At 71.9% G+C, this 26646-nt stretch carries 20 protein-coding genes; 14 read left to right on the forward strand and 6 right to left on the reverse strand.

The window, feature by feature from the left end; translation table 11 throughout:
• Nucleotides 1–32: 32 nt before the first annotated feature.
• The 4 genes from OV207_RS05700 to OV207_RS05715 all read left to right on the forward strand — a co-directional run bounded on the left by OV207_RS05700 (nt 33) and on the right by OV207_RS05715 (nt 3844).
• Nucleotides 33–1112: a hypothetical protein gene (locus tag OV207_RS05700; RefSeq protein ID WP_267553257.1), complete on the forward strand. Its 1080-nt coding sequence runs from the start codon at nt 33–35 to the stop codon at nt 1110–1112.
• 44 nt (nt 1113–1156) lie between these two features.
• Nucleotides 1157–1747: an RNA polymerase sigma factor gene (locus tag OV207_RS05705; protein ID WP_267553259.1), complete on the forward strand. Its 591-nt coding sequence runs from the start codon at nt 1157–1159 to the stop codon at nt 1745–1747.
• The gene (locus tag OV207_RS05710; RefSeq protein ID WP_267553261.1) at nt 1747–2559 is read left to right on the forward strand and encodes a tetratricopeptide repeat protein; all 813 of its coding nucleotides are present in this window, start codon (nt 1747–1749) and stop codon (nt 2557–2559) included. Before OV207_RS05705 ends, OV207_RS05710 begins: the two co-directional genes overlap by 1 nt.
• A gap of 88 nt (nt 2560–2647) precedes the next feature.
• Nucleotides 2648–3844, forward strand: a complete 1197-nt coding sequence (locus OV207_RS05715) for a DUF7305 domain-containing protein (protein ID WP_267553263.1) — start codon at nt 2648–2650, stop codon at nt 3842–3844.
• A gap of 10 nt (nt 3845–3854) precedes the next feature.
• On the opposite strand, the gene purU is transcribed toward OV207_RS05715, so the two are convergent.
• Entirely contained in the window at nt 3855–4718 is an 864-nt protein-coding gene (gene purU, locus OV207_RS05720; protein ID WP_267553265.1) for a formyltetrahydrofolate deformylase, read from the reverse strand.
• Nucleotides 4719–4929: 211 nt separating this feature from the next.
• Between purU and OV207_RS05725 the strand changes: the two genes are divergently transcribed.
• The 7 genes from OV207_RS05725 to OV207_RS05755 all read left to right on the forward strand — a co-directional run bounded on the left by OV207_RS05725 (nt 4930) and on the right by OV207_RS05755 (nt 15577).
• Nucleotides 4930–5361: a DUF2391 family protein gene (locus OV207_RS05725; RefSeq protein ID WP_267553266.1), complete on the forward strand. Its 432-nt coding sequence runs from the start codon at nt 4930–4932 to the stop codon at nt 5359–5361.
• On the forward strand, nt 5358–5732 hold the full coding sequence (locus OV207_RS05730) for a hypothetical protein (protein ID WP_267553268.1): 375 nt from the start codon (nt 5358–5360) through the stop codon (nt 5730–5732). Before OV207_RS05725 ends, OV207_RS05730 begins: the two co-directional genes overlap by 4 nt.
• 49 nt (nt 5733–5781) lie before the next feature.
• Entirely contained in the window at nt 5782–8481 is a 2700-nt protein-coding gene (locus tag OV207_RS05735) for a carboxypeptidase-like regulatory domain-containing protein (protein ID WP_267553269.1), read from the forward strand.
• A 37-nt stretch (nt 8482–8518) separates the two neighbouring features.
• Nucleotides 8519–11779 (forward strand): carboxypeptidase regulatory-like domain-containing protein, encoded by a 3261-nt coding sequence (locus OV207_RS05740; RefSeq protein ID WP_267553271.1) that lies wholly within the window; start codon nt 8519–8521, stop codon nt 11777–11779.
• Nucleotides 11780–11843: 64 nt separating this feature from the next.
• A complete protein-coding gene (locus OV207_RS05745; RefSeq protein ID WP_267553272.1) occupies nt 11844–14825 on the forward strand; it encodes a carboxypeptidase-like regulatory domain-containing protein in 2982 nt (993 codons plus the stop codon).
• Nucleotides 14826–14911: 86 nt separating this feature from the next.
• Nucleotides 14912–15121: a hypothetical protein gene (locus tag OV207_RS05750; RefSeq protein WP_267553273.1), complete on the forward strand. Its 210-nt coding sequence runs from the start codon at nt 14912–14914 to the stop codon at nt 15119–15121.
• Between the two features lie 126 nt (nt 15122–15247).
• A complete protein-coding gene (locus OV207_RS05755) occupies nt 15248–15577 on the forward strand; it encodes a hypothetical protein (RefSeq protein WP_267553274.1) in 330 nt (109 codons plus the stop codon).
• A 27-nt stretch (nt 15578–15604) separates the two neighbouring features.
• On the opposite strand, the gene OV207_RS05760 is transcribed toward OV207_RS05755, so the two are convergent.
• From OV207_RS05760 to OV207_RS05780, 5 genes are all read right to left on the reverse strand, one after another.
• A complete protein-coding gene (locus OV207_RS05760) occupies nt 15605–17557 on the reverse strand; it encodes a glycoside hydrolase family 71 protein (RefSeq protein WP_267553276.1) in 1953 nt (650 codons plus the stop codon).
• A 310-nt stretch (nt 17558–17867) separates the two neighbouring features.
• Entirely contained in the window at nt 17868–19046 is a 1179-nt protein-coding gene (locus OV207_RS05765; protein ID WP_267553277.1) for a lytic polysaccharide monooxygenase auxiliary activity family 9 protein, read from the reverse strand.
• Nucleotides 19047–19150: 104 nt separating this feature from the next.
• Nucleotides 19151–20575 (reverse strand): DUF1552 domain-containing protein, encoded by a 1425-nt coding sequence (locus OV207_RS05770; protein ID WP_193347286.1) that lies wholly within the window; start codon nt 20573–20575, stop codon nt 19151–19153.
• Nucleotides 20572–22272 carry a DUF1592 domain-containing protein gene (locus tag OV207_RS05775; RefSeq protein ID WP_267553278.1) on the reverse strand — a complete coding sequence of 567 codons (1701 nt, stop codon included), beginning with the start codon at nt 22270–22272 and terminating at the stop codon, nt 20572–20574. The genes OV207_RS05770 and OV207_RS05775 overlap by 4 nt, the downstream gene beginning before the upstream one ends.
• Before the next feature lie 133 nt (nt 22273–22405).
• A complete protein-coding gene (locus tag OV207_RS05780) occupies nt 22406–24730 on the reverse strand; it encodes an ATP-dependent helicase (protein WP_267553279.1) in 2325 nt (774 codons plus the stop codon).
• Nucleotides 24731–24871: 141 nt separating this feature from the next.
• On the opposite strand from OV207_RS05780, the gene OV207_RS05785 reads away from it, so the two are divergent.
• The 3 genes from OV207_RS05785 to OV207_RS05795 all read left to right on the forward strand — a co-directional run bounded on the left by OV207_RS05785 (nt 24872) and on the right by OV207_RS05795 (nt 26644).
• Nucleotides 24872–25345 (forward strand): PaaI family thioesterase, encoded by a 474-nt coding sequence (locus OV207_RS05785; protein WP_267553280.1) that lies wholly within the window; start codon nt 24872–24874, stop codon nt 25343–25345.
• 125 nt (nt 25346–25470) lie between these two features.
• Complete coding sequence (locus tag OV207_RS05790; RefSeq protein WP_267553282.1) at nt 25471–26115, forward strand: RNA polymerase sigma factor; 645 nt, start codon at nt 25471–25473, stop codon at nt 26113–26115.
• On the forward strand, nt 26108–26644 hold the full coding sequence (locus tag OV207_RS05795) for a zf-HC2 domain-containing protein (protein WP_267553285.1): 537 nt from the start codon (nt 26108–26110) through the stop codon (nt 26642–26644). The genes OV207_RS05790 and OV207_RS05795 overlap by 8 nt, the downstream gene beginning before the upstream one ends.
• Nucleotides 26645–26646: the final 2 nt, after the last annotated feature.

Raw genomic sequence — 26646 nt, forward strand, 5'->3', positions numbered from 1 at the left:
GTACGGATTCCCTGGAAGGTAGGTTTTACTGCATGTCCCAGTGGGAGGTCCGGGTGTGGCAGCGCGTGGTGGGGCTGGCCATGGTGCTGGCCCTGGGGAGCCCGGCGTGGGCGGCCGAAGCGTGGCGGGCCGTCGCGCGGGTGGCGTCCCCCGAGGACCGCGCACTCCTGGAGCGGGTGCGGGGACAGAGCAGCGACCTGCCGGTGGTGTTGACCGGGGAGGACGGCCCTGCCCTGGAGGCGAGCCCCGACGGGGCGTGGCGTGAGGCGGAGCGGGTGGCGGCGCGGCAGGACGCTCGCGCGGTGCTCTGGTTCGTGCGCGAGGGGCCGGCCCTGCGCGTCTGCGTGGCGGCGCCCCGCTCGGGGCATCTCTTCGTGCGGAGCGCTCGGGTGGAGGGCACGCCGGAGACGCTGACGTGGTCCGTGGGGGCGGAGGCGCTGGCGCTGGCGGTGCGCTCGGCGCTGCGCGCGGTGGATGCGGGAGAGCCCCTGGGAGAGGTCGTCGCGCCTCCGCCTCCGCCTCCTGTCGTGGCGGCGCCTCCGGAGCCCCCGCCTCCTCCGGCGCCCGTGGCGGAGGAGCGTCCCTCCTTGGGGGTCTTCGTCCAGGGAGGGCTCCACGCGGCGCTGGACGGCTACCACCCCGGAGGACAGCAGGGGCTGTCCCTGGGCGCGGGGTGGGCGGGGCGCGCGTTGCGGCTTCATGCGCAGGTGCTGGCGGCGCTGCCTGTCCACCTGCGCGATGCGTACACCGACGTGCGGTTGGCCCAGGGGGCCGCGCTGGTGTGGGCGGACGTGCCCTTCGGGCAGGTGGGGGCGCTGGAGGGTTCGGTGGGCCTGGGCGCGGGCGTCGCCGGCTTCTGGCGGCGCACGGAGGCCCTGGGCACCGACGTGGAGGCCTCGCCGTCGCGCCTGCTGGCGGCCTTCGTGGTGGGGCCGGCGGTGCGGGCGTGGTGGCGGGTGGGGTCGGCGCTCGCGCTGGAGGTGGCGCTGTCCGGGGAGCTGCTCCTGGGACGGCCCCGGCTGGGCTACGCGCGGGACGGTGACTTCGTGCTCCGGGAGGACGGCTGGTCCGTGCGACCGCGACTGGGAGTGGGAATGGTGATTTTTCCGTGAGCCCCGATGACCCGATTCCGCCGCGTGTCGCCTCCGTATCGGACATGAGGAGCTCGGGCTCACATGCCACCGTCGCCCCCCGCGCTCCAGAGGACGCCCGGCTGGCGGCGGCCATGCGGGGCCAGCGCGACGCGACGGAGTCCCTGCTCCTGGAGCTGCTGCCCCGGGTGCGCAACCTGGTGCGCTACCTGGTGCGGGGGGACTCGGACGTGGAGGACATCGCGCAGGAGTCCCTCATCGCGCTGGTGCGGGGCCTGCCCACCTATCGCGGAGACGGGCGTTTCCACGGCTGGGTGGACCGGGTGGTGGTGCGCACGACCTTCGCGTGGCTCAAGCGCTCACGCGGGCGCGAGGCCCGCTACAGTGGGGATCCGGTGGAGTTGCTGGCGGTGCCATCCGATGAAGCACCGGCGGATGAATACGTGCATCGTCGTCACATGGTGACGCTGCTGGACCGACTTTCAACGGAGCAGCGGCATGCGCTGGTGTTGCATCACGTCCTGGAATTGAGCGTGCAGGAGATCTCCACGGAGCTGGGCGTCCCCTTCGAGACCGTGCGCAGCCGGCTGCGGCTGGGGCGCACCGCCCTGCGCGCGCTGGCGGCGGATGGCGACGGGCCGGAAGGGGGAGCGTGATGGGCGCGCTTCCGCCGGGAGATGGGGACGGGGGGCCCGGGCCGTTGGACGACCTCCTGCGCCCGCTGGACGAGGAGCCGGGGCCGGCGCGGCGGCTGTCCCGTCAGCGCTCGAGCGCGCTCGTCGCGGCGGCGCTGGACGCGGCCCTCCAGCCTGGCGCGCCCGCGCCGAAGTCGCGTCGCAGGCGGCCTCCTGTGTGGTTGATGGCGGGCGCGGCGCTCGTCTTCACCGGGGCCGCGGCGGCCGCCGTGTGGCGCCTGTCGCATCCGGCGTCCGCGAAGTCGCAGGTGCTGACGCCCCATGTGCCCGAGCCGACCCAGCTCGCCACGCTGGAGCCGGTGCCCCTCCCCCAGCCCGCGCCGTCCGAGCCCTTCGTCATCGAGCATCCCCGCCCTGCCCGTCCGGCCGCAGTGGGCCCGCGCGAGCCCGCCCGTCCGGAGGACCTGCTGCGGCAGGCCAATGGCTTGCGTTCGGAGGGCAGATGGAAGGACGCGGAGGCGCTCTACCTGCGCGTCATCCGCGCGCAGCCATCCTCCCTGGCGGCCTACGTGGCGCGCGTGGCCTCCGGGTCGCTCCGACTGGAGCACCTGGGCGACGCGCGCGGAGCGCTGCGCCAGTTCCAGGACGCGCAGCGCTTGCAGCCCGGAGGCATGTTGGATCCGGAGGCCCTGCACGGCGAGGCGGAGGCGCACCGCGCGCTGGGCGACACGGCGTCGGAGGCCCGGGCGCTGACGGCGTTCATCGCCCGGCATCCCGACTCTCCGCTGAGCGCGGCGTCGCGCAACCGCCTGCGAGAGCTGTCCGCGCCATGAAGCCTGAGGTGGGGGACGTCATCCCGGCACCCCGACTCTCCGCTGAGCGCGGCGTCGCGCGAGCTGGCCGCGCCATGAGCACGGACGCATGAAGCCCCGGTTCGTGGCCTTCCTGCTGGGCACCGCGCTGCCAGGCACCGCGTGCACCGTGAATGATCCGGTGGCCATCCTGCACGGGCCCGACGCCGGCACCGACGTGCCGGATGCGTGGGCCGACCACTGCGCTGGCAGCGGACCTCCGCTCCTGCTCGGAGACCCTGCTTCCGGTCCCCCGCGGTGCAGTGGCGAGCTGGCGCAGTCCTTGTTCGTCCGCGCGGCGTGCTCGTGCGAGGGCCTGACGTTCAGCGCCCCCTTCGTCGCGAATGCCTTCCGGAGCAGCGCGGGCCCGTACGCGCCCGGGGGCACGGGCGGCGACGTGGGCGTGAATGGCGGGCTGTCCGCGAACGACCGCGTCCAGGTGGGCGGCACGCTCCAGGTGGGCGGCGCCTCCGGCCTCCAGCTCAACCGCCCGCTCACCGTGGGCAGAAGCCTTGTCAGCAACGGCCCCCTCTCCGGGCCGGGCGCGTCCGCCACCGTGGCCGGGGATGCGCGGGTGAACGGCGACGTGGCGCTCGCCTCCCTCACCGTGGGCGGCGTGCTCACGGTGCCCCCGGAGTTCACCCCGGGCCCGGCCCAGGCGGCCGGGCTGCTCCGTGAGCCCGTGGCCCCCGTCGTCCCCTGCGACTGCGATGCCGCGACCCGCTTCGACCCGGGCGCGCTCATCGCCCACCACACGCGGGACAACGACAACGCGGCCATCGGCCTGGACCCGGCGGTGCTGGAGGACGTCAGCGGCGAGCGCGTGCTGGAGCTGCCCTGCGGCCGCTTCCTGCTCACGCGCGTGGCGGGCACGGGCCACGCGACGCTGCGCATCCGGGGTCGCACCGCGCTGTTCATCCCCGGTGGCGTGAACCTGGTCGAAGCCTTCACCGTGGACGTCCAGCCCCCGGGAGAGCTGGACCTGTTCCTGGCGGGCGGCTTCGTCGTGTCCGGGCAGCTCACGCTGGGCTCCGCGGCCCTGCCCTCGCGCGTGCGCGTCTACGTGGCCGGCACCCAGGCCCTGGACGTCTCCGCCGGCAGCACGCTGGCCGGCAACCTCTACGCGCCCCAGGCCGCGCTCAACCTGAGCGGAAACGCGGAGGTGTTCGGCTCGCTGTTCGTGCGCCACCTGGAAGCCTCCGGCGCGGTGCAGGTGCACCACGACGCGGACGTGCTGGACGCGGGCGCCGCCTGCCCCGCCGGATAGCGCGCGCTCGTCAGCGGAAGACGACCGTCTTGTCGCCGTTGAGCAGGATGCGGTGCTGCACGAACCACGTCACCGCGCGGCCCAGCACCACGCTCTCCACGTCCCGGCCCATCGCGGTCAGCGCCTCGGGCGACAGGGTGTGGTCCACGCGCTCCACGTCCTGTTCGATGATGGGTCCTTCGTCCAGGTCCCCGGTGACGAAGTGGGCCGTCGCGCCAATCAGCTTCACGCCCCGGTCATACGCCTGCTGGTAGGGCCTCGCGCCCTTGAAGCTGGGCAGGAACGAGTGGTGGATGTTGATGAGCCGCCCGCGCAGCGCATCACACGTCCGCGCGGAGAGGATCTGCATGTACCGGGCGAGCACCACCAGGTCCACGCGCTGCTCGCGAACCAGCTCCAGCAGCCGCGCTTCCTGCTGCTCCTTGTTCTCCGGCGTCACCGGCAGGTGGTGGAACGGGATGTCGTGGGACGCGGCCAGTTGGTAGAAGTCCCGGTGGTTGGAGACGATGGCGGGGATCTCCACCGGCAGGATGCCGCTGCGGTAGCGATACAGCAGGTCGTTCAGGCAGTGGCCAATCTTCGAGACGAGCAGCAGCACCCGGGGCTTCACCGCCGCGTCGTGCAGGTGCCAGTCCATGGTGAAGCGCGGCGCGAGCTGAGCGAACGCCTCGCGCAGGGACGCGGGGTCCGTCTTCGAAGCCTCGTCCACGAAGTGCACGCGCATGAAGAACAGCCGCGTCCGCGGATCTCCGTACTGCGCGCTGTCGAGGATGTTGCAGCCGTGCTCGGTCAGCCATCCGGAGACGGCGTGGACGATGCCACGCTGATCCGGACACGACAGCGTGAGGATGTACTCGGAGGGGCGCTCGGTCATGGACGGCGCCGACTCTAGCGGCCATCCGCCCCGCTGGCGCCAGGGCCTCCTCTGGAACGGGAGGGCAGCGTGGCGTGCCTGACGTTCGCGCACGCCCCCCCCTGGCCCGCGGCCCCGCCGCGTTGACTGGAGGGCATGCAGGTCCCCCCGCGCGCGATTCCCTTCCCCGGGACTTCCCCCCCGACGAAGCGAACCTAGACTCCGGGCTGCCATGGCCAGCGCTCCTCCCGCCCACGCGCACCCCCACCGCCGCCCGGTGCGGGAGTCCCTGCGCGAGTACGGCCGGGGCATCGCGGGCGGGCTGCTCTTCAGCCTGCCGCTGCTCTACACGATGGAGGTGTGGTGGGCGGGCTTCACCTCCCATCCCTTGAGCGTGCTGGGCTACCTCGTGGGCACGTACGTGCTGCTGCTCGGCTACAACCGCTACGGGGGCTTTCGCCGGGACGTGAGCTGGTTCGACGTCTTCACGGACTCGCTGGAGGAGCTGGGCATGGGGCTCGTCGTGTCCGCGGGCGTGCTGGTGCTCTGGTTCTTCGGCCGGTTCGCCGGCAACGGCCTGGGCGTCTGCATGGCGCAGGTGGTGGTGCTGGGGCTGGCGTCGACGCTCGGCGCGTCCGCGGGAAGGCTGCTCATCCAATCATGAAGCCCCCCTGGAACTGGCTGGAGGGCGTCGTCTTCACGTCCAGCTGCGTGCTCGTGGCGCTGGTGCTGGGCTACCTCGCGGTGGACACCTGGGCCCGGGGAGACAGCCCCCCGGACCTGACCGTCACCGTGGGCACGCCGGTGCGCGGCGCCAACGGGTGGCGGGTGCCCGTCACCGTGGCGAACCACGGCGACATCACGGCCGAGGAGGTCCTCGTGCGCGTGTCCCTGCGCGGCGAGGGCGCAGAGGAGGCGGAGTTCGTGCTGGCGTACGTGCCCCGTCATTCCCAGCGGGAGGGCTGGGTGGGCTTCCGCGAGGAGCCGCCGCCCGGCGGCATGGAAGCGCGCGCCGTGGGTTTCGCGACGCCCTGAGCCGTGCGCGGCGACCGCGCTGCTATCCTGGCCCCACATGCGAAAGCGGATGGGACCCAGGTGGCTGGCGGGCGCGGTCGTCGTGCTCGGACTGCTGCTCATGGCGCTCTTCCCGCGAGTGGACGAAGCGCCTGGGGAGCCGGCACCGCGAGCGCCCTCCTCGCGGGCGGGCACGTTGAACGCGTGGACCGCGGCGAAGCACTCCGTGCCCGCCCCCACCGGGAGCCTGCGCATCACCGGCGTGGTGCGCGATGCACAGGGGCCCGTCCCGGGCGTGCGCGTCACCGCCACCCGGGTGGACTCCGAGACGCTGTCGGAGCGGCCCTGCCCCGAGGCGCTTCGCGAGAGCCGCGCCTCCGGCGCACTCCGGCTGACCGCTTCCGAATGCACGGGAAGGGAGCTGGAGGTCACGCGACTCGTGGAGGCACGCGAAGGCGAAGCGCCTGTGTTCGCGGAGACGGTCTCCGCGCAGGACGGAACCTTCGCCCTGGAGGGACTGCCCGCCGGAGCCTTCACCCTCTGGGCCCTGGGTGAGCACGGCGCGGTGCTGCATCCGGAAGTCCCGGCGGGCAGCGAAGCCGTGGCGCTGGGGTTGGAGGAAGGCGTCCACATCTTCGGGAGCGTGACGGAGCCGATTGGCTCCCAGCCCATTTCCGGAGCGCGGGTGACGGTGGTGCACGAAGCCCACACCCGCTTCTTCGACGTGCTCGCGGACGAACAGGGACGCTTCCGCGTGGGTCCCCTTCCCCCGGGAAACTACCTGGAGGTCGCGAGCGCCCAGGGCTGGCGGGCAGGCGTCTTCGGTCATGAGGTCTGGCTCGACGCCGATGTGGAGGTGGCCCTCGAGCTTCACCCGATGCGCCAGTTGGAGGGCGTGGTGCTCACGCCCCAGGGACTGCCAGCGCCAGGGCTCACCGTGAACCTGTGGCCCCTTTTCGAGGGGGTGGACATCCGGACCGCCAGGACCGATGCCCGGGGACGCTTCACCTTCGAGGAGGTCCCGGCGGTCGAGCACCACTTCTGGGTCTGGAACCCGGAGCGGACCGCCTTCGGCGAGGCCACGACGGACAAGAAGACCTCGCAGGGGACCGTCATCCGGATGGAATCCGTTTCATTCCTGGAGGGCACCGTGCGGGATGAACAGGGCCGCCCGCTGGAGGGCGTGCGGTTGAGGGTGAACGGGCAGACCCTGGGCGACGCCCCGAATCAGGAAGCCCTCACCGACGAAGCAGGCCACTACCGGCTGGGGCCACTGCTGGCGTCCGCCCTGGACCTCTTTCTCACCCGCGCCCATTTCATTAACAAGGTGGAGTCCATCCCCCGGAGGGACGGCGTCGCAAGGACGTGGGACTTCACCCTGGCCCGCGCCCTGTCGGTCGAAGGCAGCGTGGTCGATACCGAAGGCAGGCCCCTCGCGGGGGTCGAGTTGAGGCTTTCACCGACCAGCGTCACCTCCAGCCGACACCGGGACGGGGCCTCCCAACTGGATGAGCACACCGTGTCGGACGAGGCAGGCCGCTTCCTGTTGGACACCGAGCAGGAAGGCCCGGGCCGGCTCTTCGCCAGGGCCACGGACTTCATCTCGACGGAGCTCGACGTGAAGGTGCCCTCAACGGAAGTCCGCGTGGTGCTTCAGCAAGGAGCCTCCGTGTCCGGCACCGTCGTGGATGCGAAGGGGCAACCCATGACGGACGTGACCCTCAAGCTCTGGGACACCACGCCGGCCAGCGGGGACGCACGCACCAGCACCGTGGACGGGCAGGGCGGCTTCTCGCTGCGAGGCCTGAAGGCCGGGCACCATGTGCTCGAGGCCTGGCGCAGGACTCCTGGCATGGCGCGGTCCACGTCGCGGCCCATCGAGCTGGAGGAGCACACCCAGGCCGTGGTGACGCTGCGCTTCGAGGAAGGTCGCACGCTCGAAGGAATGACGGTGGACACCTTCGGGCAACCGGTCCCGGGCGTCCTGGTCCGGGCCTGCCTGCCTTTGGACGACATTCCCCCGTGGCAGCTCGCCGTTGAAACGTGCGACCCGCGGAGCGGGGGCGGGGTGCGCTCCGGCCCGGACGGCCGCTTCGTCCTCAAGCACCTGGTGGCTCCGACATACCAGCTCGTCGCCTGGAAGGAGGACCAGGCCTTCGCCCCCGCGCGTTCACGGGGTGGAACGGCCGACGCGTCCTCGCTGCACGTGGTTCCAGGCGGGGCAGAGGTCCGGCTCGTTCTGGAGCGACGTTCGCGTCTCAAGGCACGCGTCGTGAGCGCCGACGGCAGGCCCCTGCCGTCTTCCATCTGGGTGCACCTCGACGGGCGCGAGAACGCCTCCGACGGCGTCTTCGACTTCGCGTTGCGGGACGCCACCACGTCTGTCGTGGTGAGCGCGGAGGGCTTCTTCGACCTTGAGAGGGACGTGGCGGTGAAGCCGGGTGAAGACGTGGACCTGGGCACCCTGGTGATGACCCGGAGCCGCAAGGCGCGCTTCATCGTTCGCGACGAAGCGAACCCGGGTTCCCTCGCGGGAGCCCCTGTCTCCGTGAGCCTGAGCTACGACGGCAACCCCCAACCCTTCAACAGCCCCGTTCCGCGCCCCTTCTTCGGCAGCCTCGACGCGGAGGGCGCGGTCGACCTGGACGGTCTGCCCTTCACGCCCATCGTCCTCACCGTCCAATTGCAACGGGACCAGCGCAGTCAGGACGTGGCCCTGGATGCCTCCCAGGAGGTCGTCACGGTGACGCTGCCCGCCCGTCCGCGTTGAGCACGCGCTTCGCGTTCACGGCTATCCTGGCCGCCGCATGCGCCAGGGGAATCGCCGGTGGGCACTCATCATCGCGGGCATCGTCGGACTGTTGCTCGTGACGTACGTCCTGCGCGGACACGGAGCCGCCTCGAACCGGGAGGCCCGTAGCGCCACCGCCGGGGCGTCTTCGGGCGGCTTCATCACCGGGCCGCGCGTCACACCCGTGCCCGGTGCGAGCCTGCGCATCATGGGGCTCGTGCGCGATGCCCGGGGCCCGGTCGCGGGGGTGAGCGTGTCCGCGTCGCGCGTGGAGCCGGAGGAGACGCTGTCGGAGCGCTCCTGTCCTCCGACCTACGAGTCCCCAAAGGCCCGGGCCCGACTGACGGATTGCTGGACCGACGCCCACGAGGAGCTGCTGGATCAGGTGAGCGCCCGGGAGGGAGAGGCGCGCATCCTCGCGGCGGCCACCACGGAGGAGGACGGTCGCTTCGTGCTCGACGGACTGCCGGAGGGCACCGTCACCCTCTGGGCCCTGGGACCCGAGGGCGCGGCGAAGCTCCCCGACGTGGCGGCGGGAAGGCAGGACGTGGTGCTGGCCCTGGAGGACGGGCGCGTCTTCGAGGGCATCGTCGTGCAGGACGTGCGCAGCCGGGAGCCCCTCGCGGGAGCCCGGGTGACCGTCTTCTCCCACGAGCACACGCGCTTCTTCCATGCGACCAGCGACGCCCGGGGCCGCTTCCACATCGGGCCGCTTCCGTCGGCCCGCTACGCGCTCCTCGCCACGGCCGACGGCAGGGGCCCGCGCATGTTCCAGGAAGCCAACCCGCTCGAATCCCAGGTGCTCCTCCTGCAGCGCCCTTCGCGCTACGCGGGCCAGGTGGTGTCCGCGCAGGGCACCCCCGCGCCCGGGATCCACGTCCGGTTGCTGTCGCCCTGGAACGACCTGGCCACCTACCGCACCACCACGGACGCGCAGGGGCGCTTCGACTTCAGGGTAGCGGGGAGCCACGAGAGCAAGCTCTTCGCGCAGACGGCGGCGCAGGACGCCTTCGCCATCGTCGACACCCGCCCCCGGGAGGACCTGGTGCTGACGCTCGAACCCGGGGTGCTCCTCCAGGGCACCGTGCGCGACGACGCGGGGAGGCCCATCGAGGGAGCGCGGCTCAGCGCGACCCGCATGATGGATGAAGAAGGCCTCTCCGAAACCACGCAGACCGTCACCGACGCAAGCGGGCACTACCAGTTGGGCCCCCTGCTCGCCGTGCGAACCCACGTGATGGCCCGGGCCGACCGACATCTCAAGGAGTCGACCACCCTCGACGTGGTCAGCGGGGACACGGAGCCGCTCGACTTCACACTCCCCCGCGCGGTCTCCGTGGAAGGCCTCCTCGTCGATGAAGAAGGCCAGCCGCTCGCCCACAAGGAGATCCGGCTTTGCCAGGGTCCGATGACGGACCCTCAAGCGGGGACCGTGCTGGCCGTGGCCCGCACGGACGAGGGCGGACGCTTCACCCTGGATGCGGAGACGGGAGGGCCCGGATGGCTCGACGTCTACGACTCGGACTTCCTGCCCGAGCGGCTCGCGGTCACCATCCCCTCCCAGGAGGTGCGGATGGTGATGCGCCGGGGCGCCAGCGTGTCCGTCACCGTGAGCAACGCCGCGGGAGCCCCGCTGGAAAGCCTGGAGGTGACGCTGTGGAAGCGCGACGCGCGCAATCGGAGCGCACGCACGGGAAGGACGGATGAGCAGGGTCGGGCCACGCTCCGGGGCCTGAAGCCCGGCCCCTATGTGGTGGAGGCCGTGAACCCGACGCGCGACGTGGATCAGCGCGCCTCGCGGCCGTTGGACATCGAGGAGGGAGTGAACCTGGAGGTGGCGCTGCGGATGGAGGAAGGGCGCACACTGCGGGGCACCGTCGTGGACACCCGGGGCCAGCCGCTCGCCAGAGCGGCCGTCCGCGCCCGTGTCCCGGATGGGGACACGCCCCACTACCGCGCCCATACCGACGACGACTACGACGTGGATGGCTTGGGGACGAATGAGGCCAAGGGCGTCCTCACCGACGATGAAGGCCGCTTCACGCTGCGGCACCTGAGCGGGCCCCGCCATGAGCTGTGGGTGGACCTGGAGGACCACCGCGTCGAACCCTCGCGCTGCCAGGGCGTCACCTCGCCCCGGAAGGACACGCTCCGGGTGGGGAGCGACGTGGACGAGGTCCGGCTGGTGCTGCGCCGCACGCCGCGCGTCCGGGGCCGCGTGGTCGCGGAGGGCGACGTGGCGCTCCCCACCTTCGCGGTGAATGGCGTGCACTCCCGGCTGCCCGACGGAAGGTTCGAGCTGGCGGTCAAGGAGCCGGGGGCCTGGAGGCTGCGGGTGGAGGCCCAGGACTTCGCGCCGCTGGAGCGCACCCTCCACCTGGACGACACCGACGTGGACCTGGGCCTCCTCACGTTGACGCGGGGCAGGACGGTGCGCGTGCTGCTGCGCGACGCGGAGACGGGCGCGCCGTTCAACGGGCGCGTGCGCGGCGACTCGGGGGCGCAGTTCACCTTGCCCGTCACGTACCGGGTCCGCGTGGAAGGCGCGCTCGAAGGCCCACCCTACCCGGGCAAGCGCAGGGTCGGGCCGGAGCAGGACGGAACCCTGGTGCTGAAGCACCTGCCCGCCACGGCGTTCACGGTCGAGCTGGACGTGCCCACGTTCCTGCCCCTGCGCGGGTCCGTGGGCGCGCAGGAGGAGACCTTCACGGCCTCGCTGAGCCGGGGCGCGCGGGTGTCGGGCCACGTCCGCGACGCGCAGGGCCGCCCCGCCCACGCGATGATCGTCTTCACGCGCCCCGATGGGACCCGGGACGAGCGCCATCCCCCTCCGGGTGACTTCAGCTTCGACTCCGTGGCCCCAGGCCTCTACACGGCGAGCGCCTATCCCGTCGAAGACTCCGACCCGACCTTCTTCCCCAACCAGACCGTGAACATTCCACCGGCCGGAGAGGTCACCCTCATGTTCGACGCGGCGGGAGCCAGCGTCACGCTCGCGCTGCGGACGGCGGGGGACATCGACACCGTCCTCCTGCTTCCAGGTCGGGTCCCCCTGCCCACCAGCGCGAAGGCCGCCGAGCGCCTGGAGATCCTCCAACATCCCTTCAAGCAATGGGAGGGGCTGTCGGTGCTCTACCGCCGCGTCCCCGCGGGCCACTACACGCTCCTCGGCCTGAACCGAGCGAAGGACCGGATCCACCGCGAGGAGCTGGACGTACCCGCCGAAGGCGCGCCGTCCCATGACGTGCGCCCGGTGTGGAGACCTCTGGCCCCCTGAGCGCCGCGGGCGTCCTGCCCGAAGCGACTGACGGCGTGACAGGGCGGCGGCTATCCTGTCGCGCATGGGGAAGCGCACCGCGGGGCTCTGGGCGTCAACAGGTGTGCTGGCCGTCGTCGTGCTCCTCGCCGTCCTCTTCTGGGGCAGCGGGGCCTCCCATTCCGAGCCTGCGCCGCCTTCGTCCGCGGTGTCCTCCGCATCCCGGATGCCGGCGCCGCACAGGCCGGTCATCACCACCGCGCCCCAGCCCGCCGGAAGCTCGCGCATCACCGGCCGCGTGCGCGATGCCCGGGGCCAGGTCGCGGGCGCGCGCGTCTCCGCGTCACAGCCGGAGCCCTGGCGGACCCTGTCGGAGCTGCCCTGCCCCGTCACCGTGGAGGGCCAGGAGGAGCTTCCCGTGGGGCTGCGCGACTGCGGCCTCGAATACCGGCGCATGCTGCTGGAGCTGGTAGGGGCGCGGCTGGGCGAAGCCCCCGTGTTCGCGGAGGTGACGACGGACGCGGAGGGCCGCTTCGTGCTGGAGGGCCTGCCCGAGGGCAGCGTCACGCTCTGGGCCCTGGCGGAGACAGGCGCGGGGGTGCTGCCCCACGTTCCCGTTGGCCGGGACGACGTGGTGATGGAGCTGGAGGAGGGGCGCTTCGTGAAAGGCAACGTCACGGCCCGCGACGGGACGACGCCCATTGCCGACGCCCGGGTGACGGTCATCGACCGCGAGCACACGCGCTTCTTCGACACCGTCGCGGATGCCCGGGGCACCTTCCATTTGGGCCCCCTGCCCCTGGGCCGCTACTCGGTCTTCATCTCCGCGGAGGGCTGGGCTCCGCGCTTCATCCAGGACCTGGACCAGGAGGGCCCGCTCGAACCCGTGACGCTCGCCCGCGCGTCCCGGCTCGCGGGCCGCGTGGTGGCCGTGGATGGAAGTCCCGCGGCGGGGCTCCGGGTCCTGCTCGATGGCGACAGCGAGCTGGCGACGGAGCAGCTCACCACGACCGACGGGGCCGGCCGGTTCTCCTTCGACGACGTGCCGGAGCTGCCGCATCAGCTCAACGTCGGCACGGTCCAACTGGGTGCGTACGCCACGCTCACCGTGTCACCGCCCGCGCAGGACGTGATGCTCCAGCTCCAGTCCGGCGTGTACGTCGACGGGACCGTGAGCGACGACACCGGCCGCCCCATCGCGGGGGCCAAGGTGAGCACCTTCCGGGAGGACGGAGGTCCGGCGTCCGCGGAGGCCACCACCGTGACGAGCGCATCGGGGCGCTACCGGCTGGGGCCCGTGCGCGCCGGGCCGCATGCGTTCAAGATCGAGGTGGCCCACCACCTGGACCTGGAGGTCGCGAACCAGTCCCTGGGCTGGGGACCGGGGCCGCTGGACTTCACGCTGTTTCGCGCGGCCTCCGCCGAGGGCACCGTCGTCGATGCGGAGGGCCAACCGATCGCGGGCATCTCCGTGGAGCTCCACTCCTGCGGCGACAGGGGCCGGGGCTGCTCGCCCGAGGACGTCACGCGGACGGACGCGGACGGACACTTCATCCTGGACGCACCGAAAGCAGGCTCCGGACGGATCATCGCCGAGGGCGACCCCTTCATCGCCAGTGCGCTCGAGGTCCAGGTTCCTGCCACGTCGCTGAGACTGGTGATGAACCGGGGTGCTTCGGTGTCGGGGCACGTCACGGATGCGCAGGGGCTGCCGGTGCGTCAGGCCTCCGTCCGACTGGTGCGGGAAGAAGAAGGCGACGACGCGGAGGGTGCGGAGACACGCCATGGCGTGACGGACGGCTCGGGCACCTTCCTCCTGCAGGGCCTCCTGCCCGGGCGCTACGTGCTGGAGGCGACCGTCTCCCGGGAGTGGATGAACGAGCGGGTCTCCCAGCGCATCGAACTCCAGGAGCGCGAGCGGTTGGACGTGACCCTTCGCCTGGAAGAGGGCCGCACCCTCTCCGGGGTGGCGGTGGATGGCTCGGGCCAGCCGCTCGCGAACGTCTTTATCTCCGCGACGGCGCCCGAGGACGACGACGCCTGGAACCAGTTCGACGAGGGTATCGGGAGCGTCCCGGGGCTCGCCGGCATCCGCTCGGGGCCGGACGGCCGCTTCACCCTGCGCCACCTGACGGCCCCTCGTTACGCGCTGGACGCGAGCCTGCCGGACCACGCCTTTCGCGCGGATCGCTCCCAGGGAGGCACCTTCGATAAGGAGGAGCAGCGATTCTGGGCGGAGGCCCAATCACAGCAGGTGCGGCTGGTGCTGGCGCGCCACGGCCACCTGAGGGGCAGGCTCGTGGATCCGGACGGCAAGGCCGTCACCGCCTTCAGGGTGATAGGGGACTTGAACTTCCGGGCCATGGAGCCGGAGACCCACGACGATGGCACCTTCGCCATCCCCGTCACCGGCTCTGGCACCCATGCCCTCACGCTGAACGCGCCCGGCTTCCCCCCCCTGCATCAGACCGCGACCTGGGAGGAAGGCCGGGACGTGGACCTGGGCACGCTGACCCTCCCCCGACCCTGGGCGTTGAGGCTCCACCTGCGGGACGAGGAGACCGGAGCCCCCGTCACCCAGACGAAGGGCCTCTACGCGCTGATCCGGGAGCCCGTCACGGGCGGAACCACCCGGCCCATGCGCATGCCCGCGCAGTCCGTCCTCTGCGAAGGGGTCCATGAGCTGCCCACCCTGCCGCCGCCGCCGTTCACCCTGGACCTGTCCATCGAAGGCTTCCTGCCCGTCAGCATCGAGGTGCGCTCCCAGGAGCCGCGCACGGTGTCCCTGGATCCCGCGGCGAGGGTGCGGCTGTGGGCACGGGACGCGAGCGGACAGCCCGTGCCCGCGCACTTCTTCCTGGCGCCCCAGGACCGGCGCCACCGGTCCTACGAAGCCACGTCGCCCTCGGGGAACGCCGTCCTGCGGGGGGTGGAGGCGGGAGACTACCTGCTGAAGACGCGCAAGACCGGCGGACGCGGCGGGAGCACCTTCCCAGTCCGGTCGGTGCGGATCCCCGAACGGGGAGAGGTGGACCTCACCGCCGAGGCCAGCGTGGCGCAGCCCTAACGGAAACACTGCGTCCGGTCCCGTTGAGACAGCGTCTGCCGCTCGCGGGTATCCTCGGGATGGGACAGCACAACGGGAGGGCGTTGATGCGCGAGGCGAACCACAGGTGGTGGCTGCCTGGCATCGGGGGCGTCATCGGGGTGCTGCTGCTGCTCGCGCTGCTGTACGGCTCGCGCGAGTCCGCGAACCCGGCCTCCCCCGCGTCCCCCTCCGCCGGGAAGTCGTCCGCCGGGCCCCGCGCCACGAAGCAGGCGGTGCGCGTGCTCGCCGAAGTCCGCGCATCACCGGCACCGTGACGAACGAACACGGTCCCGCGGCCGGCGTGCGCGTGTCCGCGTCGCGCACCGAGCCGGGAGAGACGCTGTCGGAGCTGCCCTGCCCCGCCGAGGCCACGGAGTCCTCCGGTCCCCGCGAGCGGTCCGGTGGCGGTCACGCTCGAGGCCTTGAAGGAAGGCAGCACCCTCCACCTGGGCATGGCGGGCGACATCGACTTCGCCCTGCTGATTCCAGGCCCGGTGCCCTTCCCGGAGTCCCTCCAGGCCGCGGCCTGGCTGCACCCGAAATCCCATCCCATGCAGTGGAGGGACGGCCCGCCCAGGGTCGCGACGTTCGAGCACCTCCCAGGGGGCCGCTACACCCTCTTCGCCGTGGACAGGGAAGGCAACCAACTCCACCGCGAGGAGCTGGAGGCCCCCACCGCGGGTGAGCACTCCCGGGACGTGCGCGTGGTGTGGCGTCCCCTCGGGCCCTGAGGCAAGCGGCCCGACGGGCGCCCTGGCTCAGGGGAAGAACGCGCTCCGGTCACACGTCAGGCTGCCGCCCGCGCGGTAGAGCAGGTCCTGGTAGACGATGGTGTTGCTGATGGGGGACGCGCTCGTCACCGTGGCCACGGTGACGCCGCCGCGCACGGCCCGGAAGCGCGGCGTGCCCTCCCGCAGCGGGATGCGGAAGGACTGGATGCCCGCGCCCACGTCCTTGCGCTGCACCGTGCCCGCCACCTCGATTTCGAGCGTCGCGGGCGCGGTGAGGAACGCCAGCAACTCAATCTCGTTCGCGGGCGTGGCCCCGTTGCGCACCTGGTAGACGGCGCGCTGCTTCGTCAGGTCCGGAGACGCGGTGGTCGCCTGGTTCCGGTGGAAGTAATACACCGCGTCCCGGGCGATGGCCGGCTGCACGCCCGTCTTGAACCACGCCGTGTAGTAGGCCGTCAGGTCGAACGGCGCCCACTGCGTGCCGTTGGACGGTGAGAACTCCGTGGCCTCCGAGTAGTCATTCCAGGTGATGAGCTGCACCCAGTCCGCGCCGCCCTGGATGGCCGCGTCCCACAGCGCCAGCAGCGCCTGGGAGTTGTTCGCCTCCGTGTAGACGAGGTCCTTGGGCCGCGAGTCCTGCACCGCCAGGGGCGCCATCCACTTCAAGCCCATGCCGTGCGCGGTGCCCGGGTTCGTCTTCTGCCCCGCCGCCCCCGACAGCGTGCGCGAGCCCCAGGTGGACGTGCCGTACAGGGGCACCTGCGCCTTCAGGCTCGTCGTCGCCGCCGCCCACGGCGACACGTACACCGGCCACAGCGCGGAAGGGATGCCGCGCGCGGCCAGGGCCTGGAGCGCGGAGGCCCACCACTGCGGCGTGCGCCGGTCCGCGGCGAACGGCGACAGCAGGAGCCGCCCGTCGTCCAGGTGGTACGTCGCCGGGTGCGCCGCCACCGACGCGATGGAGTTCACGAAGGCCGCCTGGGCCTCCGCGTCCGTGCCCTGGTACGTGGCCGTCATGTCCGGCATCAGCACGATGCGGAAGCCCGGGTCCACGGCGCTCGCGGCATCCAGCAGCTTGAGCAGCCGCGTCCAGTGCGTGCCCTGGTGGTTGAGGATGTCGTAGGTGAAGCCATCCAGGCCCAGCGCCGATGCGCGCCGCACCTCCACCTCGAAGTTCGCGCGCTCGTAATCCACGCCCGCCCCGCGGGGAGGCTGCGGCAGCGGACGCTGCTTGAGCAGCCCCCCGCAGTAGGCGAACTTGGAGTTCTCCCCCGTGGGCTGCAGGTAGTTGCGCGCGTAGTAGTCGACCGCCGGGTCCTTGTTGTCGAGCGACAGCGGATAGGGCGAGAAGTAGTGCGCGAAGACCTTCTTCGGTGACGCGCGCAGCGACGCCAGCGAAGGCATGTCCAGCGCGAAGCACGGCGTGGGCAGGGACGCCACGGTCGCCTTCAGCTCCAGGTCGAAGCCCAGGTCGGACGAGTTGAGCGTGGACTGGTGCACCTCCACCGCCAGCACGTTGGTGCCCGACACGAGCGAGCCCAGTGCAATGGAGGCGGTCAACCACGCCGTCTCATCCACCCCCGCGATGGTCAGGGGCGCCAGCGTCGTGGGCGTCACCGTGCCCGAGGGCAGGTTGGTGCGGAAGACCTCCGTGCCGTTCAGGTACACGATGGCGCCGTCGTCCCGCAGCAGCCGCAGCACGCCCGCGCTCACCCGCGACGCATCCGCCACGGTGAACGTCTTGCGGAACCACGTCGTCACGTGGCGGGCGGAGGCATTGGGGCCGTAGGACACCACGGTCGCCTCGTCCCCGTCGCCGTAGCCCAGCTGCGCGGCTCCCTGCGCCCACGCCGCGTCGGCGTACGCCACCGTCTTCCACTGCGCGCCCGGATCCACGCCGGTGTCCCGGTACTTCCACACGCTGCCCGCGGCCACCAGCGTGGTGGAGGTCCCCACCGCGGCCTGCGACGCCTCGGACACCCGTGCCTCTGACGGGACGGGCTCGGAAGGCTCAGCCGGACCGCAGCCTCCGACCAGGGCAACCCACAGCGATAGACATCCCACGCGAACGGAGGGTGACGACAGCAACGAAGACATGGAGCCTCGGGGGGAGGGGCGAAAAAGACAGACGGGGACCGCCTGCCCTTTATCTTCCCGAGGCATCAGGATGTTTCGGCCAAGCCCTGAATCACTGCTCTTTCCAGCCTTGACAGTGTTTTACATCCGATGCGACACGGGCCGCCCTTCCCAGGGGAAGGACGGCCCGGGACGGCTCAAGCGTCAGCCCCTGCTACGGGACGAGCTCCCACGCATCCGCCCAGGCGATGCCCGTGCCCGGCGCGTAGTAGGACGCCACGCCCTTGCACCAGCCGGAGTACGGGAAGGGCTTGCAGCGGTAGAGGCGGGAGTCCGTGCCCTCCACCAGCGTGCCGGCCGTGTAGCTGGAGAGGCCGGCCGGGTACTTGTACTGGGCCGTCTGCCCGGTGCCGCCGTCGGTGCCGCCGCCCGTGGAGGGCTTCTCGATGTCCACCTGGAACGTGTAGCCCGTCTCCTTCGCATACACGCGGTTGGCGAGCGCATCCTGGGCGGGGTTGATGCTGCCCGTCGTCTGGAGCACGCCCACCTGCACGCGGCTGGAGCCGGCGTTCACCTGCTGCGCCAGCCGGTAGACCCAGGTGGCAGCGGGGGTGGCCGCATCCAGCAGCAGCGGCCAGGACTCCGCGTCGCGGCCCGCGCCGTCGAAGAGGCGGAGCGTCACCTTGCTGCCCTTGGCCAGGTCCTCACGGGCCTGCACCTGGCCCAGCTCCTTCCAGGACACCGGCGGGGGCGGCGTGTCGCTGAACTTCACGTCGGTGCAGGCGTAGAAGGCCTCCGGGCTGTCCGCGCGCTGCCAGATGGCGAAGATGACGTGGGAGCCGGACCTGCCGGACGGGAAGGGGCAGTTGAGCCGGTAGCGGTTGTTCGTCGCGGAGACGTTCGTGACGTTGCAGAAGGGCGTGGCGTCCAGGTCCGACCACTTCAGGGGCAGCGCCGGGTTGTAGCCGGCCTTCGTCGCGAAGAGCTGGAAGTAGCCCGTGGCGTGCACCGCGGTGGCGTGGAAGACGAACTCGAACTTCCCGTTGGCGTCCGGGGTGATGAGCGTGGACGGCCAGTCCGTGCGCGCCAGGTCCAACCCCTTGTGACTCTCATTGGCGGCGCTGCACAGCTTGCCGTCGGGGAGGATTTCGCGGTGCCGGCCGTTGGCGGCGCCCTGCCGGACGCCGTTCCAGTCATACAGCGCCTGCGTACCTCCGGCCTGGACCGCGGCCTTGCAGGCCGCCGACCTGGGACTCTCCGGCCCTTCCTTGAAACAGCCGTACACGCGGCTGATGGGCACTTCCATGGAGCCGTGCGCCGCCGCCAGACTGGCGGACAGCAGGGAGACGGCGGCGAGCGACGCTGCGAGGGCCTTCTGGATTCCTGGGAACATCCCGACCTCCTTCTGTTCAATCCAGAGGGAGGCGGGGTGGAATCATTTCGGGTCAAACCCGGGCGCGGAAAAGACCAGGACGTCTCCTCCGCGCCCGCCTGCCGTCAGGCCAGCAGCTCCGTCAGCAGGCCCTTGGGCATCGTCGGGTCGCCGAAGTCATCCAGCGGGCCACCCGCCGCGTTGCGCAGGCCCACCGCGCTGCCAATGGTGTTGAGCAGCTTGTTGAGGTTGGGGTTGCCGCCGCCGGAGGCCGTCACCGCCACGCCCTGCTTGAGGTAGCCATTGCAGCTGCCCGCCAGGATGAAGGGGACGTTGCGCGCCGAGTGCGCGGGCCCGTTGCCCAGGTCGTTGAACCAGACGGACACGCCCTGGTCGACCAGCTTCTTCCCATCCGGCAGGGCATAGGCCGCCAGCCGGTCCAGCAGGTAGTTGAACGTCTGCGCGAACTGCGCATCCACCCGCGAGTGCAGCACGTCCGAGCCGGCGATGATGCCGCCCGACGCGTCGTGCGACGTCCGGCGGTGGGAGATGTAGTGGAAGTTCTCCATCAACTGCCCCGTCGCGGGGTCCCGGTAGCGCGTGGCGCTGTCGTTGCCGTTGCCCACCTGGATGGCCACCGAGCGCGTGGTGCCGCACGCCACCGCGAGCACCGCGATGTCCATGTGCAGGCGCACCGTGGCCAGCACCTCGCTGCCGTCCGTGCTGTTGTAGCCGGGCGCCTGCTGCTGGAGCCGCAGCTCCTCGTCCGCGCGGGCGCGGCAGGTCAACGCCACCTCCAGGTCGCGCACGTTGGACAGGTGCAGGTCCAGGCGCTCGTGGTCCGTGCGGCTCAGCTCCGGCCGCGACTGGAGCGCCTTGAGCTGGCCGGACACCAGGTCGTTGATGCTCTTCTGGCGCACGAGCAGCGCCTCGCGCGCCTCCGGCGTGAGGCCCCCGGGGCCGCCCACCATCGTCTGGTAGGCCACCCACGGGTCGTGCAGCGCGGCCCGGCGCGACGCGCTGCCTCGGTGGGAGATGCACGGGCCGCCCAGCCAGCCGCCGGACTGCCCCGCGTAGAGGTAGAGCGAGTCGCGCTTCTGCGGGTTCAGCTCCCGGCCGATGCGGTGGTCCAGCGACTCGCCGGACGCCTCGGAGTCGCCGCCCACGCCCTCCACGGCGGGGCCGCGCGCGGTGAGGGCCTGGAACGCGCCGCGCGCGTGGCCATCCCCGTAGTTGTAGTCCTTCATGTTGACGTTGCGCACCACCAGCAGGCGGGCGCGGTGGTCGGCCAGCTCCACCAGCGACTTGCCCGCGAGCGTCGCCGTGGTGAGGTTGCCCAGCGGCTCCGGCCAGAAGCGCTCCGGCTCGCTGCCCAGCTCCGACGTGCTCTGCGCGGCGGCCACGCCATCCGCCTGGCGCAGGAAGATGGCGAAGGGCAGCGCCCCGGGCTCCGCGGCCTGCGCCCTGCGGGGCAACAGCCCCTCCAGCACCGGCAGCCCCAACATGGCCCCACCCAGGCCCTGCAACATGCGTCGACGGCTCAGTTTCACGGCAGCTCCTCCGGGTGGCGGTTCACGAAGCCCACGCCCGTGACGACTTCGACGACCAGGTCCACGACGGACAGCTGGCCCGCCTGCGACAGCTTCCCCAGCCGCGACACCAGCGCCGAGTCCTCGTCGGCCGCCGGGCGTCCGCTCAGGAACTCCACCCAGTGGCGCGCGTAGCACTCGTGCACCGCCTGCGAGCTGGCGAGCACGTCCGACAGCTGCACGGCGTCGCGCACCGCGACCTTCTCCCCGCCGATGAACGGCGATGACGTGGCGTCCACCGGGTGCCCGTTGTCCGTCGTGCGGAAGCCGCCCACGGCGTCGAAGTTCTCGAAGGGGAAGCCCAGCGGGTTGATGAGGTTCGTGTGACAGGACGCGCACTGCGTGCCGGGCGCCTCCGTGTGGGAGGTGACGACCTCGCGGTTGGTGCGGCCATTGGGCGCGGGCAGCGCGGGGATGTTGGCCGGCGGCGCGCCAATCTTCTGGCACAGCAGGTGCTCCGACAGGTACACGCCCCGGTGGATGGGGTCCGGGTCCATGGACGTCGCGTGCGACGCGAGGAAGCCCACCTGCGTGAGCACTCCCCGGCGCTGCGTGGCGTCCAGCGTCGCCGGCACGAAGTCCGCGGTGAACGTCCCGGCGAGGCCGTAGACGCGCGCCAGCTCGTCGTTGACGAAGGTGTCGCGCGACGTGAGCAGGTCGCCGAAGCGGCCCTCCCGCTTGAAGACGACGTCCTCCACGAAGAGGGCGTTCTCCTTCGCGGCGGACTCGGCCAGCTTCGCGGTGACGTTGGGGAAGCGCGTGGTGTTGGGCCGGATGCTCGCGTAGCGGGGCACGTCGAAGACGACCTGGTGGTAGGCCCCCACCACGCCGCGCGCCCGCGCGTCCTTCATCATCCGCCGCGCCTGCTCCGCCACGCCCTCGCGCTTGCCCAGCGCGCCCTCGCGGGCGGCGGTGAACAGCGCCTCGTCCGGCATGGAGTCCCAGAGCGCGTAGCTCAGCCGCGACGCCACCTCATAGGCGTCCAGCGGCACCTTGCCGTCCGCGGCCTGGGTGCTCCGCTCCACGCGGTAGAGGAACAGGGGCGACTGGAGGAACCCCTCCAGCACCAGCCGCAGGCCCGCCTGGAACGGGGCCATGGTCGCGTAGGCCGTGGGGCCCTTGCGGTACAGGACCAGGTAGGACTCCACCTCGTCGGCCGTCAGCGGCCGGCGGTGCGCCCGCAGGCCGAAGGACTCCACGAACGCCTTGGCGCGCGCCTCGTCCGTGGTGGTGCCGGGGGGCAGGAGCTTGCCCAGCTTCGTCGCGTCCGTGGCCACCTGCCCGGCCAGGTCCGCCGCCGCGCGCTGGTACGCGCCCCACAGCGCCTCGTCCACCGACAGGGCGCGGGCGTCGTTGTCGAAGAGGAAGCCGCTCTGGGATGGATCCGCGCGGAAGCCCTGCGCCAGCGCCGTGGGCGCCGCGTCCAGCTTCAGCAGCTCCTTCACGCTGCTCAACCACTGCGGGTGCGTCAGCCGCGCGACGCGCACCGAGCGCGCCGGCTGCTCCACCCCCACGGGCGGATTGTTCGGGCCGCCGCCGCCCGGGCCCGGCTTCGCGCCCGGCTTCGCGGCATCCAATATCTGGCCTTCACAGGCCCCCAGCAGGCCCACGGAGACGGCGAGCAGCGCCGGGCTCCACCATCGTCGTCGTCGCGCCATCAAGCGTGCGCCTCCGTTCATTGGTGCTCATCCCAATGAGGAGACGTTGGAAAGTCAATCCGTACACCGGACAAACCGGACAGTCCCGTCACGCCGCCATTGAAAACAAATGTCGACACCGCATGCGGGGCGCCTATCCGGGGATGAGGAAGCGCGCGATGACGCGCTTGAGGCCCACGTCCCCGCCGAACTCCACCGTCACCTTGGCGTTGGGGCCGCTGCCATCCGTGGCGACGATGCGCCCGGAGCCGAACTGCTCATGGCGCACGCGCATGCCGCGCACGTCCCCGCTCACGGCCTCCATGTCGGAGGAGGCCTGTGAATAGCTGCGGTCGACGCGCGGGCCGGCTTCGTCCTCGTCCCAGGCGCGGCGGCGCGGGGCCATGGCGGCGGGGCGCGGGGGCGCGGGCAGGTCGTTCTCCTTGAAGCCGAAGAGCGCCTGCGGCACGTCCGCCAGGAAGCGGCTGGGCGGGTTGTACTTGAGCTCGCCGAAGAGGGAGCGGCACTGCGCCAGGCTCACGAAGAGCCGCTTGCGCGCGCGGGTGAAGCCCACGTAGCAGAGCCGGCGCTCCTCGGCCATCTCCTCGCCGCCGCCGGGCTCCTCGCTCTTGAGCGCGCGCGAGTGCGGGAAGACGCCGTCCTCCATGCCGGTGAGGAACACGGCGTCGAACTCCAGGCCCTTGGCCGCGTGCAGCGTCATCAGCGCCACGCGGCCATCCCCCACATCCGCGTCCGCTTCGCCCACCAGGCTGATCTGCTCCAGGAAGGCCTGCAGCGGAGGCACGTCGGCGGTGAGGGGCGCGGAGTCCACGCCCTCCGGGGCCTCCTCCTCGCGCGCCTCGGCGGCCATGGCGGAGGCCACCGCGTCGGACGCGCGCTTCAGGTCGAACTCCTGCGCGGCGCCCAGCAGTTCGCGGAGGTTCTCCGCCCGGGTGAGGGCCTCGTCGCTGCCGTCGGCGACGAGCGTCTCCACGAGCTTCGTCTCCTTGAGCATCTGATCCACCGCGCCCGCCGCGTCCTTCGCCGTCTGGGCGAAGGCGTTGAGCGACACGAGCAGCTGGTGGAAGCCGCCCAGCCGCTTCTGCGCCGTGGCGTTGAGGGAGGGGATGCGGTGGCGCTCGGCCAGGGCCTCGTAGAGGCTCAGGCCCTCCTGGTTCGCGAAGTCCGTCAGCCGCTCCTCGGTGGTGTCGCCAATGCCGCGCGCCGGCACGTTGAGCACGCGCACCAGGTCCGCATCCGAGCGCGGGTTCACCATCAGCCGCAGGTACGCGGAGGCGTCGCGCACCTCCGCCCGGTCATAGAAGCTGCGCCCGCTCACCAGCGTGTACGGCACGCGCCCCAGGCGCAGCGCCTCTTCCAGCACGCGGCTCTGCGCGTTGGTCCGGTAGAACACCGCCATGCTGGAGAACTTGATGAAGCCCTCGCGCTGGACGGCGAGGATGCGACGCGCGACCTCCTGCGCCTCCGCCCGCTCGTCGCGGTGGAGCATCAGCTCCAGGTTCTCCCCCTTGGGCCGCTCGCTCCAGAGCTTCTTCGCCATGCGGCGCGGGTTCTTGGAGATGACCTCGTGCGCCGCCGTGAGGATGTTCTGGTCGGAGCGGTAGTTCTGCTCCAGCCGCACCACCCTGGCGCCCGGGTACTGCTTCGGGAAGTTCAGGATGTTGTCCACGTCCGCGCCGCGCCAGCGGTAGATGGACTGGTCGTCGTCCCCCACCACCACCAGGTTCGCGGACGGGGGCGGGGCCAGCTGCCGCAGCAGCGCGTACTGCACGGGGTTGGTGTCCTGGAACTCGTCCACCAGGACGTGGGTGAAGCGCGTGCGGTAGCGCTCCAGCACCGCGGGCTGGTCGCTGAAGAGCTTCACGAGCAGCAGCAGCAGGTCCCCGAAGTCCACCGCGTTCGCCGCGCGCAAGAGCCGCTGGTAGGCCCGGTACACCTTCTGCACGATGTTGCCGCGCAGGTCGTCCTGCGCCACGCGCATGTCGTCCGGCAGGCGCGCGGCGTTCTTCTCCTGGTCGATGCGGTGCAAAATCTCCCGAGGCTGCATCACCGGATCCACGCCCGCGTCGCGCATGGCGCGCTTGACGACGTTCATCTGGTCGCCGTCGTCGTAGATGACGAACGAGCGCGTGAGGCCCACGTGCTCCGACTCGCGGCGGAGGATCATCGCCGCCGACGAGTGGAACGTGCTCACCACCAGGTCGTTCGCCTGGGCGCCCAGCAGCGCGAAGAGCCGCTCGCGCATCTCGCGCGCGGCCTTGTTGGTGAACGTCACGGCCAGGATGCGCCAGGGGAAGACGCGGCGCACCTTCACCAGGTGGGCGACCCGGCGGGTGATGACGCGCGTCTTGCCGCTGCCGGCGCCCGACAGCACGAGCAGCGGGCCGTCGCCATGGAGCACGGCTTCCGCCTGGGGCGGGTTGAGGTCTTCGAGGAGGGCGGATTCGTGGGGGTTCACGGGGCTTTCCACACAGGGAAGAACCCCGTCTTCTAACGCCTTTCGCCCGGCATTGTGGGGTCTTCCGCCGCGCCCCTCGCCCGCCGGGCCGTCCGCTCCCGGGACGGGCAGGGAGCGTGGGGTATAAAGCGGGCAGCCCCCATGTCCGACACCCCTGCGTCCCCCCCCTCCCAGGCCCAGCTCGACCGCTTCGCGGAAGGCTTCAACCAGAGTCTCACCCTGCGCCACTTCGGCGCCCGGATGTCCTTCCCGGAGGGCCTCAAGGTCGTGGTCACCCTCCCGGAGGTGAAGCCCGAACACCGGGGCGGCCTGGGCACCTCCGCCGTCAACGGCGGCATGCTCGCGGCCCTGTTCGACCTGGCCATCGGGTGCACCCCGGCGCTCCGGGACCCCACCCGCCGCTGCGCCACCATGCAACTGTCCATGAGCTTCGAGCGCCCCGCCACCGGGGACAGCCTCCACGTGGAGGCCGTCATCGACCACGGCGGGCCCACCACCGTCTTCGCGTCCGCCCGCCTCCTCGACAGCGAGGGCCGCGTGTGCGCCCGCTGCCAGGGCGTCGTGCGTGTCTCCTCCAAGCCCTGGGCCGCCGGCGACAGCCCCGCCACCAACTGACATTCCCCTACCCCGCGCCACCCTTGCCCCCTTCCGTCGATATGCCGGGCCAGGACGCACGTTTCCGGGAGGCACCGGGGCACACTGCGCCCCCGGCGGACCGACGTGCGCAACGGGAAGACGGCATGGATGCAGCCGTACAGGGTCTTGGGATGACGACGCTCCAGTCGCGTCAGGAGACAGACGAGGCCGTCAGGCCCGGGGCCGCTCCGGATGAGGAGAGCCTGTCTCGACGCGCGCTGGCCGGAGAGCGGGCCGCCTGGGACCTGCTCATCGCGCGCCACCAGCGCCGGGTGGTGGTGTCGCTGCTCGCCCGGGGCCTGCGGGTGGACCGGGCCCAGGAGCTGTCCCAGGAGACGTGGGCCCGCCTCATCCAGCAGCAGCAGCGGGGCCTGCTCACGGAGCTGCGCCTGCCCTACCTCGCGCTCGCCCAGGCGTCCTTCCTCGCCTCGGATGACGCGAGGCGCACGCGGCGTGAATCGGTGGACGGCACGGTGGAGGACCTGCCGGAGCGCCAGCAGCCGGTGGACCCCACGCAGTCCGCGGAGCGGCGCCTGCTCTCCGAGGAGCAGGTTGCCCGGGCCCGCGAAGCGCTCGCCCAGGTGTCGCCGGGCGCGCGCAATGTGTTCCTCCTGGCCTGTGACGGCCAGGGGCTCCCCCATTCCGAGGTCGCCACCCGCGTGGGATTGTCGGTCCAGCGCGTGCGACAGATTTTGTGCGAGGTCCGCAAGAAGCTGCGCACCGCGCTCGAAGAGGACACCCATGTCTAGGCCCACGCCCCACCTCACCCGCGACCGCACGGAGCAGTACCTGCTGGGCGCGTTGCCGCCGGAGGCCGCGGCGGAGCTGGAGGCCCACACCCTCACCTGCGACGCGTGCGCGCGCCTGCTCCAGGAAGAGGCCCTCCTGGACGAGCAGCTGTACGAGGTCGCCGCCGCCGCGTCGCGAGAGGCCGTCGTGCTACGCCCCGCGCGCTGGCACCGCCCCGTCGCCGCCGCGGCCGCCCTGATGGCGGTGGCCGCCTCCGTGTTCCTGATGCTGCGCCCCACCGAAGCCCCCCGGCCCGCCCCCGTCCTCCCCATCGCCGCGGTGCGCGAGGCCCCGCCGGAGGACGACGCGGAGCCCCGGGACATCGTGGTGGCGTGCCCGGACCTGGCCACGCAGGAGCACTGCCTGCGCTCCGCCAGCGCGCGCGGGCTGCTCGTCTACCACCCGGGTGGCCTGGGCGAGGTCCCCCGCTACGACGCCTCCACCCTGCGGCCCGAGGTCGCCCTGAGCTCGCGTCCGGCGGCCCTGTGAGG

This window comes from Corallococcus sp. BB11-1, assembly GCF_026626625.1.
GTDB lineage: Bacteria > Myxococcota > Myxococcia > Myxococcales > Myxococcaceae > Corallococcus > Corallococcus soli.